Here is a 19,405-nt window from a genome sequence, read left to right on the forward strand (position 1 = left end):
AAGCGCTCGGCAGACCCCCGAGTCTAGGGGCGGGGAAAACGCAGGACATCGCCCATCCGCTCAAAAGGCTTCTCCAGCCGATCAAACTGAGTGTCTCTGGTGTGGCGAGGGATGAAAAAAAGCCGGGCGCATGGCCCGGCTTGTGCGTGGTTGCCGCTTCGGCAGCTCAGTGGCCGGAGGCGCCCGAAGCTCCCAGACCCGTTTCCGAACGCACCTGCTGCGCGGGGAACACGGCGCGTTCCCTGGCGGCCTGGGCACTCTTGTCGAGCACCGAGAACAGCCACACGCCCACGAAGCCGATGGTCATGGAGAACAGCGCGGGCGATGCATAGGGGAACCAGGCCGAGCCTGCAGGGTTGCCCAGCGTGGCTTCCCAGACCGGGGGCGAGACGATGGTCAGGCCCACCGAGGACGCCAGGCCCATGAAGCCGCCGATCACGGCGCCCTTGGTCGTGCAGTCCTTCCACAGCACCGACAGCAGCAGCGGGGGGAAGTTGGCCGAGGCCGCGACCGCGAAGGCCAGCGACACCATGAAGGCGATGTTCTGCTTCTCGAACACGATGCCCAGCAGCACGGCGATGGCGCCCAACGTCAGCGTGGTGATGCGCGAGACGCGCAGCTCGGCGGCGCTGTCGGCCTTGCCCTTCTTGATCACGGTGGCGTACAGGTCATGCGACACGGCCGAGGCGCCCGACAGCGTCAGGCCCGCGACCACGGCCAGGATGGTGGCGAAGGCCACGGCCGAGATGAAGCCGTAGAACACGTCGCCGCCCACGCTCTTGGCCACCAGCACGGCCGCCATGTTGGCCGTGCCCGCGCCGCCGTGGATCACGCCCTTGACCGTGTCGGCCATCTCGGGGTTGGTCAGCACCAGGGTGATGGCGCCGAAGCCGATGATGAAGATCAGCACGTAGAAGTAGCCGATCCAGGTCGTGGCCCAGAACACGCTCTTGCGCGCTTCCTTGGCGTCGGGCACGGTGAAGAAGCGCATCAGGATGTGGGGCAGGCCCAGCGTGCCGAACATCAGCGCCATGCCGAAGCTGATGGCCGAGATCGGGTCCTTGATGAAGCCGCCCGGGCCCATGATGGCCAGGCCCGCCTTGGCGGCGGCCGAGGGGTCGGCGCCGTTGTTGGCAGCGATCTCGGAGCGCACGCGCACGCCTTCGGCGAACAGCGCCTCGGGGCTGAAGCCGTACTTGGCCAGCACCATGAAGCCCATGAAGGTCACGCCGGCCAGCAGCATGCAGGCCTTGATGATCTGCACCCAGGTCGTGGCCGTCATGCCGCCGAACAGCACGTAGATCATCATCAGGCCGCCCACCAGCACCACGGCGATCCAGTAGTCCAGGCCGAACAGCAGCTTGATCAGCTGGCCCGCGCCCACCATCTGCGCGATCAGGTAGAAGGCCACCACCACCAGCGTGCCGCTGGCCGCGAAGGCGCGGAACGGCGTCTGGGAGAAGCGGTAGCCGGCCACGTCGGCGAAGGTGAACTTGCCCAGGTTGCGCAGGCGCTCGGCCAGCAGGAAGGTCAGGATGGGCCAGCCCACCAGGAAGCCGATGGAGTAGATGAGGCCGTCATAGCCGCTGGCCATGACCGAGGCCGAGATGCCCAGGAAGGAGGCGGCCGACATGTAGTCGCCCGCAATCGCCAGGCCGTTCTGGAAGCCCGTGATGCCGCCGCCGGCCGTGTAGAAATCGGCCGCCGACTTGGTGCGGCCCGCGGCCCACTTGGTGATCCACAGCGTGGCCACGACGAAGGCCGTGAAGAGAATGATGGCGGTCCAGTTGGTGGCCTGCTTGGCGGCCACACCGACATCGCCGCCGGCGGCCAGCACGGGCCCCGTCAGGGCCAGCGCCACGGCGGGCGCCAGCAGCATGCGTTGTGCGCAATTCTTCATTTCGTGGCGTCCTTCAGGATGTCCTGGGTGAGCTTGTCGTACTCGCCATTGGCACGGCGCACGTAGAGGCCGGTGACGATCACCGAGAACACGATCACGCCCATGGCGATAGGAATGCCCAGCGAGGTCACGCCCGCGCCAATGGGCTGGGCCAGAAAGGATTTGTCGAAGGCAATCAGCGCGATATAGCCGTAATAAACGACCAGCATCAGCAGCGTCAGAAAAAGGCCCAGGCGATTGCGTCTGGACCGCAGCTCCTGGTATTTGGGATGGCGCTGTATCTTGTCTACCACCGGATCGGTCATGGTTTGTCTCCTGAAGTTGGAATCGCGGCGGCAGCCCCATGGATCTGCAGCCTTGCGGCGCATTCTGGAAAGCGCTTCTGACCGAGTGCTTACGCAGTGCAGCATGGTTTGCCAGGGTTTTTACGGTGCTTTTCACATGGAAAAAGACGGCATCAGGGTTGCTGCTGAGTTAGTAAGAAATCGTTCAGTTCGCCGTCAATTTCTGTAAGAGGTGAGTCAGATTCGCGTCAGCAGGCAGGCGGATAGTGAATCGGCGGGCCTATGGCAAGCCCGCTAAATATTCAATAAATCAAGGAGACAGACATGGCTATCAACGCATCGCAAGGCGCGGGGGTCAAGGCGACCCCGCGGCCCATGACTCCGGAAGAACGCAAGGTGATCTTTGCCTCGTCGCTAGGCACGGTATTCGAGTGGTACGACTTCTATCTCTACGGATCGCTGGCGGCCATCATCGCCAAGCAATTCTTCAGCGGGCTCGATGCGGGATCGGCCTTCATCTTCGCGCTGCTGGCCTTCGCGGCCGGCTTCATCGTGCGGCCCTTCGGCGCACTGGTGTTCGGGCGGCTGGGCGACATGATCGGGCGCAAGTACACCTTCCTCGTGACCATCCTGATCATGGGCCTGTCGACCTTCATCGTCGGCATCCTGCCCACCTACGCCAGCATCGGCGTGGCGGCGCCGGTGATCCTCATCGGCCTGCGCATGCTGCAGGGCCTGGCCCTGGGCGGCGAGTACGGCGGTGCGGCCACCTATGTGGCCGAGCACGCGCCGCACGGCAAGCGCGGCGCCTACACCTCGTGGATACAGACCACGGCAACGCTGGGCCTGTTCCTGTCGCTGCTGGTGATCCTGGGCGTGCGCACCTCCATCGGCGAGCAGGCCTTCGCGGACTGGGGCTGGCGCATTCCCTTCCTGCTGTCCATCGTGCTGCTGGGCATCTCGGTGTGGATCCGCATGACGCTGTCCGAGTCGCCAGCCTTCCAGAAGATGAAGGCCGAGGGCAAGGTCTCCAAGGCTCCGCTGTCCGAGTCCTTCGGCCAGTGGCGCAACCTCAAGATCGTGATCCTGGCGCTGATCGGCCTGACCGCCGGCCAGGCTGTCGTCTGGTACACGGGCCAGTTCTATGCGCTGTTCTTCCTGACCCAGCAGCTCAAGGTCGATGCGGTGACGGCCAACCTGCTGATCGCGGCGGCACTGATCATCGGCACGCCGTTCTTCGTGATCTTCGGTTCGCTGTCCGACAAGATAGGCCGCAAGCCCATCATCATGCTGGGCTGCGTGCTGGCCGTGGTGACCTACTTCCCCGTGTTCAAGGCGCTGACCGAAGCGGCCAACCCCGACCTGGCCGCGGCCCAGGCCAAGAGCAAGGTGGTGATCGTTGCCGATCCCAAGGAATGCTCGTTCCAGTTCAATCCCACGGGCACTTCCAAGTTCACCAGTTCCTGCGACGTGGCCAAGCAGCTGCTGGCCGCCGGCTCGGTCAGCTATGACTCCGAGGACGCAGCGCCCGGCAAGACGGCCTTCATCCGCATCGGCAGCACCGAGATCCCCTCGTTCTCCGTCAAGGGCCTGAGCCCCGAGGAAGCCAAGGCCAAGGACGCCGAGTTCAAGAAGACCGTGGCCAAGGTGCTGGCCGAGGACGGCTATCCCACCAAGGCCGACCCCACGAAGATGAACAAGGTGATGATGGTCGCCATCCTGACCTACCTGGTCATCCTCGTGACCATGGTCTACGGCCCCATCGCCGCCATGCTGGTGGAGCTGTTCCCCACCCGCATCCGCTATACCTCCATGAGCCTGCCGTACCACATCGGCAATGGCTGGTTCGGCGGCCTGCTGCCCACCATGTCGTTCGCCATCGTGGCCCAGACCGGCAACATGTACAGCGGCCTCTGGTATCCCATCGTCATCGCGGGCGCCACGGCCATCATCGGCACGCTGTTCCTGCGCGAGACCAAGGATGTGGATATCTACGCGAATGATTGAGGGCTCCCCCTGAGGCGCTGACGCGCCTTCCCCCGTATGCACGGCGCCCTCTCTCGCTTCGCGGGAGGGGGACGACGCCCTCGCCGCGAGGCGGCTCTTGCTCGGCGTCTCTGAGTTGGGCCGCGCCGGTTGCATGCGGTGTGCGCAGTATCCGACTGTGTTTTGTGGCGCTGCATTGACGAAAGCCCATGGCGGTTTGCCATGGGCTTTTTTCGTATGGCGCTTCTACTGGTTTTCCATGTCATGCCTGTGGCAGCAAAGCATCAGATCGCGCATTTTCAGAGGCGGCCGTACATTTTTTGACATGCCCGCACCTAGAATTCGCAGCAGCCGCAAATGGCACTGATCTAGAGCCGGAGTCGGCCCTGAGATTTCAAGAATACCCACTCAACAATCCCAAGGAGATGCCGAGATGATCAAGATGAACCGCGTTGCCCTGGCCGTGCTGGCCGTGCTGGGTTCCACCACCGTGATGGCGCAAAGCAGCGTCACGATCTATGGCCGTATCAACACCACGATCGAGCGCCAGAAGATCGGTGACGAAAGCGTCAGCAAGATGGAGAACAACTCCTCGCGTTGGGGCATGCGCGGTGTCGAAGATCTGGGCGGCGGCCTGAAGGCCGGCTTCGTGCTGGAAAGCGGCTTCGCTTCCGACACCGGCATGGGCTCCTCCTCCACCGGCGCGCTGACCTTCGGCCGCCAGAGCGAAGTGAACCTGTCGGGCAACTTCGGTATGCTGCGCCTGGGCAACTTCTTCCCCGGCTCGTACTTCGCCACGGCCGACTACGTGAGCATGCACAACCATGACACGGGTTCGTCTTCCGACGCGCTGTACTTCGATCCCGTCTGGTTCGCCAGCGGCCTGGGCACCGCCAACAAGATCTCCTACACCACGCCCAACTTCGGCGGCCTGACGGTGGAAGGCTCGGTCTCCATGCACGAGAAGGCCACCGCCCTGGCCAAGAAGAAGAACGGCTACGACCTGGCCGCCAACTACAACGTGGGCCCCCTGGCCCTGGGCGCCGGCTACAGCCAGTTCGACGAAGACAAGCAGCTGGCCTTCCGCGCTGCCTACACTCTCGGCCAGTTCGTGCTGGGCGGCTACTACCAGCGCAACGACGAAGAAATCCGCGGCACGCGCAACAACTTCCGTCTGTCGGGCATGTACACCCTGGGCGCTTCCGAGTTCCACGTGAACCTGGGCCACGCCAACAAGTGGAGCAACATTGCCGACTCCGGCGCCAACCAGTGGACCCTGGGCTACAACTACAACCTGAGCAAGCGCACCAAGGTCTACGGCTACTACACCAAGGTGGACAACAAGGCCGGCGCCAACTACATGACCGGCGTGAAGGGCGCGGACTTCTCGTCCTTCGCCGTCGGTGTGCGCCACGCATTCTGATCGCCGCGCGGCGTAAGCCGCGAGCAAAGCAGGTCTGTTCCAATCAGCACCTGCCTGCCATCAGGCCTCGTACCGAAAGGTGCGGGGCCTTTTTGTCTGGGCCCGTCTTTTCACAGCCTGATCAAGGAAATACCCATGAGGATCATCGCGGCCGGTTGCCTGGCCTTTGTTGTCGTGTCGCTGCTGGCCATCACCCAGGTGAAGGGCGTGCCGGACGGGCAGGCCATGCCTGCCTCCGTGCAGATGGCCAAGTAAGGCCTTGAAAGAGGCACGAGCCCCGGACTGGTTCCGGGGTTTTTTTATGGTCGCGCGGATTTGTTGAGGAGGCGTTTTGTGTTTAACCTGTATGAAAATACAGGTATTGAGAAGCGTCCGATGCCTGACGCATGGACTGCCTAGAATGTTTGGCTCCCACTGACCACACAACATCCATGACGCACGGTCTGATTCGAATTCGCGGCGCACGCCAGCACAATCTCCAGAACCTGGATCTCGACATCCGTACCGGCGAGCTGACCGTGGTCACGGGGCCCAGCGGCTCGGGCAAGTCCAGTCTGGTGTTCGATACCCTGTATGCCGAAGGCCAGCGCCGCTATGTCGAGACCTTCTCGGCCTATGCGCGGCAGTTCCTGGACCGCATGGACAAGCCGGCCGTGGACCGTGTGGAAGGTGTGCCGCCGGCCATCGCCATCGACCAGACCAATCCCGTCCGCAACTCGCGCTCCACCGTGGGCACGATGACCGAGCTCAACGACCACCTGAAGCTGCTGTTCGCGCGTGCGGCGCAGCTGTTCGACCGCGACACCGCCGTGCCCGTGCGCCACGACACGCCCGACAGCGTGCTGGAGGAGCTGGCCGAGCGTTGCCGGCAGGCCGGTGATCCGCGCATCGCCATCACCTTCCCCGTCGAGCTGCCCGCCAACACCACGGCCGCCGAGGTGGAGCAATGGCTGTCGGCCAGCGGCTTCACCAAGGTCCAGGCCGAGCGCGAGGCCGAGAAGGCCGGCGCCGTGGAGCCTGCCGCAGACGCCAAGGGCAAGAAGGCCAAGGCGGCGGCGCCGCTCAAGGTCAAGATGCTGGACGTGGTGGCCGACCGCTTCCGCCTGGGCAACGTCGAGCGTGCCCGCGCCTACGAGGCCATCGAGGTGGCACTCAAGCGCGGCAGCGGCCACATGACGGTCTATGTGCTGCCTGAATCCGCCGTGGAAGCCGCAGGTGCCCAGCCCACCGAGCCCCAGCTGTGGAAGTTCTCGCTGGGCCTGCACTGCCCCGAAAGCGGCCTGAGCTACCAGGAGCCGATTCCCTCGCTGTTCTCCTTCAACTCCGCCGTGGGCGCCTGCGAGGCCTGCCGGGGCTTTGGCCGCGTGATCGGCGTGGACTGGGGGCTGGTCATCCCCAACGACAAGCTCACCCTGCGCACGGGTGCCATCAAGCCCGTGCAGACACCGGCCTGGAAGGAGATCCAGGACGACATGATGCGCCACGCCGAGGCCGAAGGCATTCCGCGCGACACGGCCTGGGCCAAGCTCACCGACGCGCAGAAAAGCTGGGTGCTGGACGGCTCGCCCAACTGGAATGGCAAGTGGACCCAGACCTGGTACGGCATCAAGCGCTTCTTCGAATACCTGGAGAGCAAGGCCTACAAGATGCACATCCGGGTGCTGCTGTCCAAGTACCGCAGCTATACCGAATGCCCCACCTGCGGCGGCGCGCGGCTGAAGACCGAAAGCCTGCTGTGGCGCCTGGGCGGCAAGCAGGCCGCCGATGCCGTGCTGCCGCCCGGCGACGAAGGCCGCTACCGCCGCTTCATGCCGAAGGGCGTGGCCTGGAGCCGCGAGCAGCTGGACGCGCTGCCGGGCCTGTGCCTGCACGACCTGATGCAGCTGCCCCTGGTGCGGCTGCGTGATTTCTTCCAGCAGCTGGCGCCGGCTGCCGATGCCCCGCTGCATGACGGCGAGGCCCAGGCCCTCAAGATGCTGCACGCCGAAATCATGGCGCGCGTGCAGTACCTGTGCGACGTGGGCATCGGCTACCTCACGCTGGACCGCCAGAGCCGTACGCTGTCGGGCGGCGAGGTGCAGCGCATCAACCTGACCACGGCCCTGGGCACCTCGCTGGTCAACACCCTGTTCGTGCTCGACGAGCCCAGCATCGGCCTGCACCCGCGCGACATGGAACGCATCACCGAGGCCATGCAGCGCCTGCGCGATGCAGGCAACACCCTGGTCGTGGTCGAGCATGACCCGGCCGTGATGTTCGCGGCCGACCGCATGATCGACATGGGCCCCGGCCCCGGCGCGCGCGGCGGCCAGATCGTCTTCGACGGCACGCCCGACGACCTGCGCCATGCCGACACGCTGACCGGCGCCTACCTGGGCGGCCGCAAGCAGGTGGGCTTCGGCCTCAAGCGCATGGTGACCGAGTCCACGCCGCGCCTCATCCTCGAAGGCGCGCGCGAGCACAACCTGCGCAGCATCGACGTGGACTTTCCGCTGCAGCGCCTGGTCACCATCACCGGCGTCAGCGGCTCGGGCAAGTCCACGCTGATCCAGGACGTGCTGGTGCCCGCGCTGATGCGCCACTTCGGCAAGCCCACGGATGCGGCCGGCGCCTTCGAGCGCCTGCTGGGCGCCGACCACCTGAGCGACGTGATGTTCGTGGACCAGTCGCCCATCGGCAAGACGGCGCGCTCCAACCCGGCCAGCTACGTGGGCGCCTGGGACTCCATCCGCGAGCTGTTCGCCATTGCGCCGCTGTCGCGCCAGCGCGGCTACACGGCCGCCAAGTTCAGCTTCAACAGCGGCGACGGCCGTTGCCCCACCTGCGGCGGCTCGGGCTTCGAGCATGTGGAGATGCAGTTCCTCTCCGATGTCTACCTGCGCTGCCCCGACTGCAACGGCACGCGCTACCGCCCCGAGATCCTGGAAGTCACGATCGAGCGCCACGCGGCCGGCGAGTTGCAGCCGCGCAAGCTCAACGTGGCCGATGTGCTGGAGCTCACCGTGGCCGAGGCGGCCCTGCTGTTCGCCCAGGACCGCGAGGTCATCCGCGCCCTGCAGCCCATCGTCGATGTGGGCCTTGAATACGTGAAGCTGGGCCAGCCCGTGCCCACGCTGTCGGGCGGCGAGGCCCAGCGCCTCAAGCTCGCGGGCTTTCTGGCCGAGGCGGCCAAGTCCCAGGCCAAGTCGAAGCAGGCGCTGGCCAAGAAGGGCACATTGTTCCTGTTCGACGAGCCCACCACGGGCCTGCACTTCGACGACATCGCCAAGCTCATGCGCGCGCTGCGCAAGCTGCTGGAGGCCGGCCATTCGCTGATCGTCATCGAGCACAACCTGGACGTGATCCGTGCCAGCGACTGGCTGATCGACCTCGGTCCCGAAGGCGGCGACGGCGGCGGCGCCATCGTGGCCCAGGGCACGCCCGAGGAGGTGCGCCAGGTGCCTGGCTCGCACACGGCCCAGGCCCTGCGCGAGTACGACCTGGCCATGGGCGTGGGCGGCGAGGCCGTGCGCGAGGTCGCCCCCATGCTCTACAAGAGCCAGCGCAAGGCGCATGCCATGTCGGGGGCGGCCGCCAGGAATGCCATCGAGATCGTCAACGCCAAGGAGCACAACCTCAAGCAGCTGTCGGTGGAGATCCCGCGCGGCAAGTTCAACGTGGTGACGGGCGTCTCGGGCTCGGGCAAGTCCACGCTGGCCTTCGACATCCTGTTCAACGAAGGGCAGCGACGCTACCTGGAATCGCTCAACGCCTATGCGCGCTCCATCGTCCAGCCTGCGGGCCGGCCCGAGGTGGATGCCGTCTACGGCATTCCGCCCACCGTGGCCATCGAGCAGCGCCTGTCGCGCGGCGGGCGCAAGTCCACCGTGGGCACGACCACCGAGGTCTGGCACTTCCTGCGCCTGCTCTACGTCAAGCTGGGCACGCAGCACTGCATCCACGACGGCGCCGCCGTGCAGCCGCAGACGGAGGAAAGCATCGCGGCCCAGCTGCTCACGCAGTTCCGGGGCCAGACCATCGGCCTGCTGGCACCGCTGGTGGTCAACCGCAAGGGCGTCTATACCGAGCTGGCCGACTGGGCACGGCCGCGCGGCTACACCCATCTGCGCGTGGACGGCGAATTCCTGCCCACCACGGGATTCCCGCGCATCGACCGCTTCAAGGAACACACCATCGAGCTGCCCGTGGCCAGCGTCACCGTCACGGCGGCCAGCGAGCGCGAGCTGCGCGGCCACCTGGCGCAGGCGCTGGAAACAGGCAAGGGCGTGCTGCATGTGCTGTCCGGCCTGGACAACCTGGCCGATGCCATGGCCGGCGGCCGGAGCACGGCCGGCATCGGCAGCCTGCAGGTGTTCTCCACCCAGCGCGCCTGCCCGGTCTGTGCCACCAGCTATGCCGAGCTGGACCCGCGCCTGTTTTCCTACAACAGCAAGCACGGCTGGTGCCCTGACTGCGTGGGCACGGGCGTCAAGCTCACCAAGGACCAGCGCAAGGTCTATGACGACACCCTGCTGGTCGAGGACAACCGGGGCCGCGAAGTCAAGTTCGAAGGCCAGGAAATCGAAGACCTGGCCGAAGTGACCTGCCCCACCTGCCAGGGCACACGCCTGAACGCCACGGCGCGCGCCGTGCGCTTCCATGGCGTGGGCATTGCCGAGATCGCCCAGCTGTCGGTCAACGACGTGCGCCAATGGGTGCAGGCGCTGGCGATGTCGGGCCGCGAGGCCGATATTGCGCGCGACCTCATCCCCGAGATCCAGAGCCGCCTCGAATTCCTGGAGGAAGTGGGCCTGGGCTACCTGACGCTGGACCGTGGCGCGCCCACGCTGTCGGGCGGCGAGGCCCAGCGCATCCGCCTGGCCGCGCAACTGGGCAGCAACCTGCAGGGCGTCTGCTATGTGCTGGACGAGCCCACCATCGGCCTGCATGCGCGCGACAACCAGATCCTGCTCAACGCCCTGCACAAGCTGGGCGACAAGGGCAACACCCTGGTCGTGGTCGAGCATGACGAGGACACCATCCGCCGCGCCGACCACATCATCGACATCGGCCCCAGCGCCGGCATACGCGGCGGCCGCCTCGTGGCCCAGGGCACGGCGGCCGACATCATGGCGGCCGAGGACTCCATCACGGGCCGCTACCTGCTGCATGCCATGCGCCACCCGTTCCAGCCGCGCCGCTGGGTGGGCGAAGGCCAGCCGCCGCAGGCGGCCGCCGAGCTTGCCGCCGTGGCCGAACCGGTGCCGGAACCCGCGCCTGTCAAGGTATCCAAATCCAAAAAGAAGGCCGCGCCTGTCGTTGTCGAAGCCGAACCCGCCTCCGACGCGCTGGGCTGGCTGACCGTGCGCGGCGCCCATTTGCACAACCTGCAGAACGTGGATGCGCGCGTGCCGCTCAAGCGCCTGGTGGCCGTCACCGGCGTCAGCGGCTCGGGCAAGTCCACGCTGGCGCGCGACGTGATGCTGGCCAATGTGGCCGCCTGGGTGGGCCAGCGCGCCACCAAGGCCGGGCGCGATGCCATGGACGCGGGCAAGGCGCCTGCGCTGTCGGGCTGCAAGGGCCTGCAGGGCTTCGAAGGCATTGACCGCGTGCTGGAAGTGGACCAGACCCCCATCGGCAAGACCCCGCGCAGCTGCCCGGCCACCTACATCGGCTTCTGGGACACCATCCGCAAGCTCTATGCCGAAACGCTGGAGGCCAAGGCGCGCGGCTACGCGGCCGGCCGCTTCTCGTTCAACACCGGCGAAGGCCGCTGCCCGGCCTGCGAGGGCCAGGGCATGCGCACCATCGAGATGAGCTTCCTGCCCGACGTGAAGGTGCCCTGCGAGGTCTGCCACGGCGCGCGCTTCAACCCCGAGACCCTGGCCGTCTCCTGGCGCGGCAAGAGCATTGGCGATGTGCTGCAGATGGAGGTGGACGAGGCCGTCGAGTTCTTCGCCAGCATGCCCAGCATCGCCCACCCGCTGCAGTTGCTCAAGGACGTGGGCCTGGGCTATCTCACGCTGGGCCAGCCCTCGCCCACGCTGTCGGGCGGCGAAGCCCAGCGCATCAAGCTCGTCACCGAGCTGACCAAGGTGCGCGACGACGTGACCCGGCGCGGCAACAAGGCGCCGCACACGCTCTATGTGCTGGACGAACCCACGGTGGGCCTGCACATGGCCGACGTGGACAAGCTCATCCGCGTGCTGCACCGCCTGGTCGATGCGGGCCACAGCGTGGTCGTCATCGAGCATGACCTGGACGTGATCGCCGAGGCCGACTGGATCATCGACCTCGGCCCCGAAGGCGGAAAGGACGGCGGCCGCATCATTGCGGCCGGCACGCCCGAGGATCTGGTGGCTGCGGGCACGCATACGGGCAAGGCGCTCAAGCCCGTGCTGGCCCGTTGAGCCTCAGGCGCAGGCCACACCTGCGCTGCGTGCGGAGCCTGCGGGCAGGCGGCTGCTCCAGAAGACCAGCACCAGGCCCACGGCCGTCAGCGCGGCGGCGGCCCAGCCCAGGTTGACCAGGCCCAGGCCACCGGCCAGGGCCAGGCCGCCGACCCAGGCACCCAGGGCGTTGCCCAGGTTGAAGGCCGCAATGTTCAGGCTGGAGACCAGGTTGCGCCCTGGGGGCCGGCCTGGTCCAGCACGCGCATCTGCATGGGGGCCACCGTGGCGAAGGCCACGATGCCCAGCACGATCACATAGGCCATGGCCACGGCCTGGTTCCCGAAGGCCCAGCGGCCTGCCGCCAGCACCACCATCAGCGCCGCAATGCTCCACACCAGGGCGCGCATCACGCCCCGGTCGGCCAGCTTGCCGCCCAGCAGATTGCCTGCGGCCAGGCCCGCGCCGAACAGCAGCAGGGTCAGTGCCACCAGGCTGTCGCCCATGCGGGTCACCTGGGTCAGCAGCGGCTCCACATAGGTGTAGAGCGCAAACACACCCGCAAAGCCGAAGGCCGTGATGCCCAGGCCCAGCCAGACCTGGCCGTTGGCCAGCACGGCCAGCTCCTGTGCCAGCGGCGTGACCTCGGGGCGGCCCTGGTCGCGCGGCACGAAGGCGGCCAGGATGGCAAAGGCCAGCACGCCGATCGCGGCCACGGCCAGGAAGGCGCTGCGCCAGCCGAACATCTGGCCGATCCAGGCGCCGGCAGGCACGCCCAGCAGGGTGGCCAGGGTCAGGCCCGAGAACATCAGCGCAATCGCCGACGCCTTCTTGTCCACCGGCACCAGTCCCGTGGCCACCACGGCGCCCACGCCGAAGAAGGTGCCGTGGGTCAGCGAGGTCAGCACGCGCGCCGACATCAGCCATTCATAGCTGGGCGCGAACGCGGCGGCCAGGTTGCCGGCGATGAAGATCAGCATCAGCGCCAGCAGCAGGCGCTTGCGCGGCCATTGGCGCGTCAGCAGCGTGAGCACGGGCGCGCCTACGGCCACGCCGATGGCGTAGCCCGAAATCAGCGAGCCCGCCGTGGGAATGCTGATGTGAAGATCCTGGCTGACCTGTGTCAGCAGGCCCATGATGATGAATTCCGTGGTGCCGATGCCAAAGGCACCGGCCGCCAGGGCGAGTAGGGAAAGAGGCATGGACGGATTCCTTGTGATCCTTGGTGTGAGGTCCAGTAATGTCGCACTGCAACATACCTTTGTGTAGATGGAATAATGGAAACGGATCTGTTCCTGTGTGGAATAGATGATCCTTTTCTCGGAGACACCATGCCCGCACTTGTTCCTCTCGCCGCCGCCGACACGGGCAGCGCCGATGCCAAACGCTTTGCCGAGCTGGAAATGCTGATCCTGGTCGCCGAGCGCGGCAGCCTCTCGGCCGCTGCGCGCCACCTGGGCATCTCCCCCTCGGCCGTGAGCAAAAGCATGTCGCGGCTGGAGGCGCGCCTGGGCGTGCAGCTGCTGCAGCGCAGCACGCGGCGCCTGCATCTCACGCCCGAAGGCTGCCAGCTGTTCGAGCGCGGCAAGCGCGTGCTGGCCGACCTGGAGGAACTGGAGGCCTGCGTGGCCGTGCGCAGCGAGCCGCGCGGCCTGGTGCGCATCAACACCAGCTCATCGACCGGAAAAATGCTGCTCGTGCCCCTGGTGCCGCAATTGCTTCAGCGCCATCCCGGGCTGAGCCTGGAACTGAGCTTCACGGACCAGATCGTGGACCTGGTCGAGGCCGGCACCGACATCGCCGTGCGCTGGGGCCAGCTTCCGCCCTCGGACATGGTCGCGCGGCTGCTGGGCCACACGCGGCAGGTCATCCTGGCCTCACCGGAGTACCTGGCCCGCATGGGCAGGCCCCTGCATCCAGACGAGCTGGGCCACCATGTGCGCCTGGGCTGGAGCTACCAGCGCGCCATACCGCACTGGCCGTTTCTGGTGGACGGCCAGCGCGTGGCCGTCGATATCGGGGAGGTGGTGCGCGTCAACGACGGCGATGTGATGCGCGAGCTGGCGCTGCACGGCACGGGCCTGGCCCGCCTGTCGCTGTACCACGCCTGGGCCGACGTGCTCGCCGGCCGGCTGGTGCCTGTGCTGGAGGAATTCAACACGGGCGACCTGGAACCCATCCACGCCGTCTACCTGGGCAAGCCCGACCGCCTGCCCCCGCGCACGCGCGCCGTGCTCGACTTCCTGCAGGCGCATGTGGACCTGCGGCATGCGGAGCAGCTGCCGGCGCTGCCCTGAGGCGAGCCGGCTGCTTCTTCGTCATTCCTGCGTGGCGGCCAGCGGGGCGGCGTTGAAGGACAGGTTCTCGATGATGTCGTGCAGCACGGTGGGCACTGGGTCCACGGGTGCGTCGGCCGCGTAGACGATGCCTGTACCCACGCCCTTCGGGTCAAGCAGGCGTTTGACCACCAGCACCTGTTCGGGGCGGGTGCCATTGGTGCGGGAGCTGCCTTCACCCTCGTTCACGCTGTAGACGAAGTAGTAGGAGCGCAGCAATTGGCCGTAGTTGTTGACCTTAACGCACAGGACGCCGCCCGCCAGATTGCCCCGGATCTGGTGTTCGCAACCAAACAGCCTGTCCGCCGTTTCCATCAGGCCATTGCCGTTCGCGGTGGCAGGCGTTTGCAGCTGCATATTCACCACTTCGGAAGCAACGCCTTCGCTGCCGAACGAAGTCAGCGCCCAGAGTCCCCTCAGGCTGGATGCCACGGCGGGGTAACCGAAGTTGAAACGCGAAATCGCCACTTCCTGTTCGCCGGGCAGCGTGATGAAACCCGACACGCCGCTGGTGAAGCGCATGCTGACCTGGCCCATGTTCCGGTCTTCGGAGCCCGACATCGGGCCGCTGCCCAGAAAGCGGCCGCCCTTGTAGCGGATCAGCGGAGCGGCAAAGCGGTTATTGGTCAGCGCGCCCGAGGTCATGTAGAAGGTGGGCTGGCCGCTGGGCTCGTAGGCATACATCTGCATGACCAGCGTGCCGTTCTGTGCATCGATGGCCAGCCCGCGACCCGGCTTGCCGTTGAGTTCGGAAGTCACGACCCAGGTGCCATTGCTGGGCATGAATGCGTGCGCCAGGCCGCAGCCCAGCAAGATGGCTGCTGCCAATGCTTTCTTGAACATGGTCCCTCTCTGTCTGATTAAGAAAATGCATGGGCATTCTAGCCATCGTCTTTACAAATAGAAACAGTGCGATGGTTTTGAGTGGCTTTTGCTGGAGTCCCTGAAATGGGTTCGTACGCCGGCAATGTGTTTTCCAGCGTGCGTATTCAAACTTCTTGAAAGCGCCCGAGTTCCATCCATTCACAGGCCTGCCCTGGCATTGCCCACGGGCCGAAAGGCGCGGGCACCCTGTCCATCCCGCCCGATCGCCCAGGCACACCAGGCCGATACCGCTCCCGCAAACACCACATACAGGCACACCAGCCACGGGCTGCCACCGGCCGTCTTGACCAGCGCCGTCGCAATGATGGGCGTGATGCCGGACGCGAAGATCCCCGAGAACTGGTAGACGAAGGAAATGCCGGTGTAGCGCACCTTGGCGTCGAACAGGTCGCAGAAGAGGGCGGCTTCGGGACCGTAGACCGCCGCGTAGAGAATGCCGAAGGGCACGACGATGGCGATCCATATCAGCAGCACATTGCCGCCGCTGTGGGCCATGAGCCAGAAGGCCGGGAAGGCAGAGACCGCGGTGATCAGCGATCCCCACAGATACACGCGGCTGCGGCCCAGGCGGTCGGACAGGCGGCCGAACAGCGGAATCGTGAAGCACATCACCACGGCGGCGACCATCACGCCGATCAATGCGTCGGTGCGGCTGATCTGCAGGGTGGAGGTCAGGTAGCTGATCGAGAACACGCCGAAGACATTGAAGAAAACGCCGTCGATATAGCGTGCGCCCATGCCCTTGAGCACATTGCCCGGATAGCGCCGCATCATGTCCATGAAGGGAATCGCGGTCTCGGCATTGCGTGCCTTGACGGCCGCGAATTCGGGCGTCTCCTTCACATGCAGGCGGATGTACATGCCCACGGCCACCATCAGGCCCGAGATCAGGAACGCGACGCGCCAGCCCCAGGCCATGAATTGCTCTTCGGTACACAGCCAGGACAGCAGGGCCACCACGCCCGAGGCCATGAACAGGCCGATGGCCAGGCCCACCTGGGGCAGGGAGGCATAGAAGCCCCGCTTTTCCTTGGGCGCGTATTCGTAGGCCATGAGCACGGCGCCGCCCCATTCGCCGCCCAGGCCTATGCCCTGGGCCACGCGCAGCAGCAGCAGCAGGATGGGCGCGGCCACGCCGATCTGCGCATGCGTGGGCAGCAGGCCGATCAGGAAGGTGGACACGCCCATGATCATCAGCGTGACCACCAGGATGCTCTTGCGTCCCACGCGGTCGCCGAAGTGCCCGAAGATCACCCCGCCCAGCGGCCGTGTGACGAAGCCCACGGCAAAGGTGGTGTAGGCCAGCAGCGTGGAGATCAGCGGATCGTCGCTGGGAAAGTACAGCTTGCTGAACACGATGCCGGCGACCACGCCGTACAGGAAGAAGTCATACCACTCGATGGTTGCGCCGATGAGCGCGGAGGTCACCACCTTGCGGATGACCCTGGGATCGGTTGCCGTCGTCATGCTGTCTCCTGGTTGTCTGTCGCATTGCCGGGATGCAGGAACGGGCAGTCATGCGACCTTGAGCTGCCCTGTCTCTTCGTGCCTGTCTTCGCGAACCATGTCGGCGGCCTTCTCGGCCATCATCACCACGGGCGCGTTGGTGTTGCCCGAGACCAGGGTGGGCATGACCGAGCAATCGACCACGCGCAGCCCGGCCATGCCATGCACGCGCAGGCGCGCATCGACCACGGCCAGGGCATCGCTGCCCATGCGGCAGGTGCCGCTGGGGTGGAAGATGGTGGCGCCGTGGTTGCGGCAGAACTCCAGCAGCTCCGCATCGCTGTGCGCATCGGGGCCGGGCTTGACCTCCCGCTTCACAAAGGGGCGCATGGCCGGTGTGTCGGCAATGGCGCGTGCCGCGCGCACGGCCGCCACGTTGGTACGGCGGTCCAGGTCGGTGGCCAGGTAGTTGGGCTGGATGGAAGGCGGCTCGAAGGCATCGCGCGAGCGGATGCGCAAGCGCCCGCGCGATTCGGGCCGCAGCTGGCAGACCGACATGGTGAAGCCCGAGTACGGATGGACCTGGCCGCCTGCCATGTCGGCCGACAGCGTGGAGACGTGGAACTGGATGTCGGGCGTGGCGGCCACGGGCCGGCACTGCTCGTCCCTGAGCGCACGCATGAAGCAGCCGCCCTGGTTGATGCCCACGGCCAGCGCGCCCGAGCGGAACAGCAGCCACTCCAGCCCCAGCCTGGTCCTGCCCACCCAGGAATTGAGCTGGTCATTGGTGGTGATGGGCTGGCTGCATTCGTAGCCCAGGCGTATCTGAAGATGGTCCTGCAGGTTCTCGCCCACGCCCGGCAGATCGTGCACCACGGGAATCCCCAGGGACTGCGACAGCGCGGCCGGGCCTATGCCCGACAGTTGCAGCAGCTGCGGCGACTGGATGGCGCCTGCCGACAGAATCACTTCGGCCCGCGCCTCGGCCTGGCGCTCCTGCCCGCCTTGCCGGTAGCGGATGCCGGTGGCGCGCCGGCCACGCAGCACCAGCTGCGTGGCCATGGCGTCGGTCTCTATGCGCAGATTGGGGCGGCGCCGGGCCTCGCCCAGATAGGCCTTGGCCGTACTGCAGCGCAGGCCCTTGTGGGTGGTGAGCTGGTAGTAGCCCGCGCCCTCCTGGTCGCGGCCGTTGAAATCCTCGGTGCGGGGCACGCCGACCTGGCCTGCACCGGCGATGAAGGCCTCGATCAGCGGATGCCGGGCGCCGATGTCCGAGACCTTGAGCGGCCCGTCCGCGCCATGGCCCGGGAAGGCGCCGCGCGCATTGCCTTCGGACTTCACAAAGTAGGGCAGCACCTCCTCATACGACCAGCCCGCATTGCCCAGCGCCGCCCAGTGGTCGTAGTCCTCGCGCTGGCCGCGCACGTAGATCAGGCCGTTGATCGAACTGCTGCCGCCCAGCGTGCGGCCGCGCGGCCAGTAGATGCGCCGGCCGTTCATGTTGGGGTCCGGGTCGGTCTCGAACTTCCAGTTGTAGACGGGGCTCCACATGGTCTTGCCGTAGCCGATGGGCAGGTGGATCCAGGGCGAGCGGTCCGGCGGGCCGGCCTCCAGCAGCAGCACCCGCGTGGCCGGGTCCTCGGACAGGCGCGCGGCCAGCACGCAGCCGGCAGAGCCTGCTCCCACGATCACGTAGTCATAGCTGTCGATGGGGTCCGGCATGCAGTGGCTCCTTTTTAGTTTCTTTTGAAGGAACTATTTGTTCCTTTGGGTGAAACTTATTCGTTTCCGCCGTGGACTGCAACCCCGCGCAAACCCTTGCCGCCTCCTGGCGATCAGGCATGATCGAAAGCGTTTCCGGCCTTCCACACGACACGACACCGCCCCATGCCGCCATCCCTTGCCAGCGCTGCCCCGGACCCCACCCCTGCACGGCAGGACGAAGCGAACTCGGTCTCCGATCGCTCCCTGGCCGTGCTCGATTTCGTGACCCAGGCCGAGGCCCCGCCGGGCCTCATGGACATCGCAGCCGCGCTCAACCTGCCCAAGGCCACGGCCTCGCGCCTGTGCTCCCACCTGGAGGCGCGGCAATGGCTGCTGCGCCACGAGGGTGACCGCAGCTTCTCCCCGGGCCCCAAGCTGCTGAGCCTGGCGGTGCGCGCCCTGCAAGCCGACCCACGCCAGGCCCTGCGCCATGAGCTGCTGTCCCAGCTGGTGGCCCGTCTGGGCGAGACCTGCAACCTCACCGTGCTGGACGGCACGCGCGTGCGCTACCTGGACCGTGTCGAGACCCACTGGCCGCTGCGCATCCAGCTGGAGGCCGGATCGATGGTGCCCATCCACGCCACGGCCAGCGGCAAGCTGTTCCTGGCCCATATGCCTGCGGCCCGGCGCGCCGCCATTCTGGACAGCGTGGAACTCACCGCCTGCACGGCCAACACGCTGACCACGCCCGAGGCGCTGGCACAGGAGTGCGCGCGCATCGTGCGCGAAGGCCACTCCTGCGACCGCGAGGAATTCATGCGCGGCATGATCGCCGTGGCCGTGCCCGTGCGCGATGCCAAGGGCCAGTGCCGCGCCACGCTGGCCGTGCATGCGCCCGAGGCGCGCATGCCGCTGGCGCAGGCGCTGGAGGGCCTGCCGCACCTGAAGGAAACGGCCCAGCGCATGGCCGGCCTGCTCTTCTGAGGCGCTGGGCACCCCGGAAAAAAGGCCCCCACGCTACCCTTGCTGCGCAAGGTCCGCTGCCCCCCAAGGGGGCCGCTTTTTGCCTTGGG

At 66.5% G+C, this 19,405-nt stretch carries 10 protein-coding genes and 1 pseudogene; 5 read left to right on the top strand and 6 right to left on the bottom strand.

The window, feature by feature from the left end; translation table 11 throughout:
- Positions 1–166 precede the first annotated feature (166 nt).
- Both U6958_RS05280 and U6958_RS05285 read right to left on the bottom strand, forming a co-directional pair.
- On the bottom strand, positions 167–1,900 hold the full coding sequence (locus U6958_RS05280; RefSeq protein ID WP_074922511.1) for a cation acetate symporter: 1,734 nt from the start codon (positions 1,898–1,900) through the stop codon (positions 167–169).
- Positions 1,897–2,205 (bottom strand): DUF485 domain-containing protein, encoded by a 309-nt coding sequence (locus U6958_RS05285; protein ID WP_012207753.1) that lies wholly within the window; start codon positions 2,203–2,205, stop codon positions 1,897–1,899. The genes U6958_RS05280 and U6958_RS05285 overlap by 4 nt, the downstream gene beginning before the upstream one ends.
- Before the next feature lie 303 nt (positions 2,206–2,508).
- Here U6958_RS05285 and U6958_RS05290 point away from each other — a divergent pair, with 303 nt between their 5' ends.
- The 3 genes from U6958_RS05290 to uvrA all read left to right on the top strand — a co-directional run bounded on the left by U6958_RS05290 (position 2,509) and on the right by uvrA (position 11,982).
- Entirely contained in the window at positions 2,509–4,191 is a 1,683-nt protein-coding gene (locus tag U6958_RS05290; protein WP_047218436.1) for an MFS transporter, read from the top strand.
- Between the two features lie 412 nt (positions 4,192–4,603).
- Entirely contained in the window at positions 4,604–5,593 is a 990-nt protein-coding gene (locus U6958_RS05295) for a porin (protein ID WP_016450048.1), read from the top strand.
- 431 nt (positions 5,594–6,024) lie between these two features.
- Positions 6,025–11,982, top strand: a complete 5,958-nt coding sequence (gene uvrA, locus U6958_RS05300; protein WP_074922507.1) for an excinuclease ABC subunit UvrA — start codon at positions 6,025–6,027, stop codon at positions 11,980–11,982.
- Between the two features lie 3 nt (positions 11,983–11,985).
- Here uvrA and U6958_RS05305 read toward each other — a convergent pair.
- A pseudogene (locus U6958_RS05305) lies at positions 11,986–13,163 on the bottom strand (MFS transporter).
- A 129-nt stretch (positions 13,164–13,292) separates the two neighbouring features.
- Here U6958_RS05305 and U6958_RS05310 point away from each other — a divergent pair.
- Positions 13,293–14,258: a LysR family transcriptional regulator gene (locus U6958_RS05310; protein WP_074922505.1), complete on the top strand. Its 966-nt coding sequence runs from the start codon at positions 13,293–13,295 to the stop codon at positions 14,256–14,258.
- A gap of 21 nt (positions 14,259–14,279) precedes the next feature.
- On the opposite strand, the gene U6958_RS05315 is transcribed toward U6958_RS05310, so the two are convergent.
- The 3 genes from U6958_RS05315 to U6958_RS05325 form a co-directional block, all read right to left on the bottom strand.
- Complete coding sequence (locus U6958_RS05315; protein ID WP_074922503.1) at positions 14,280–15,140, bottom strand: hypothetical protein; 861 nt, start codon at positions 15,138–15,140, stop codon at positions 14,280–14,282.
- A gap of 180 nt (positions 15,141–15,320) precedes the next feature.
- Positions 15,321–16,649, bottom strand: a complete 1,329-nt coding sequence (locus U6958_RS05320) for an MFS transporter (protein WP_016450054.1) — start codon at positions 16,647–16,649, stop codon at positions 15,321–15,323.
- Between the two features lie 48 nt (positions 16,650–16,697).
- Positions 16,698–18,350 carry a GMC family oxidoreductase gene (locus tag U6958_RS05325; protein ID WP_074922502.1) on the bottom strand — a complete coding sequence of 551 codons (1,653 nt, stop codon included), beginning with the start codon at positions 18,348–18,350 and terminating at the stop codon, positions 16,698–16,700.
- Between the two features lie 165 nt (positions 18,351–18,515).
- On the opposite strand from U6958_RS05325, the gene U6958_RS05330 reads away from it, so the two are divergent.
- Positions 18,516–19,316 carry an IclR family transcriptional regulator gene (locus tag U6958_RS05330; protein ID WP_012207743.1) on the top strand — a complete coding sequence of 267 codons (801 nt, stop codon included), beginning with the start codon at positions 18,516–18,518 and terminating at the stop codon, positions 19,314–19,316.
- The last annotated feature ends 89 nt before the right edge of the window (positions 19,317–19,405 follow it).

This window comes from Delftia lacustris (assembly GCF_040267515.1).
Taxonomy (GTDB): Bacteria; Pseudomonadota; Gammaproteobacteria; order Burkholderiales; family Burkholderiaceae_C; genus Comamonas; species Comamonas tsuruhatensis.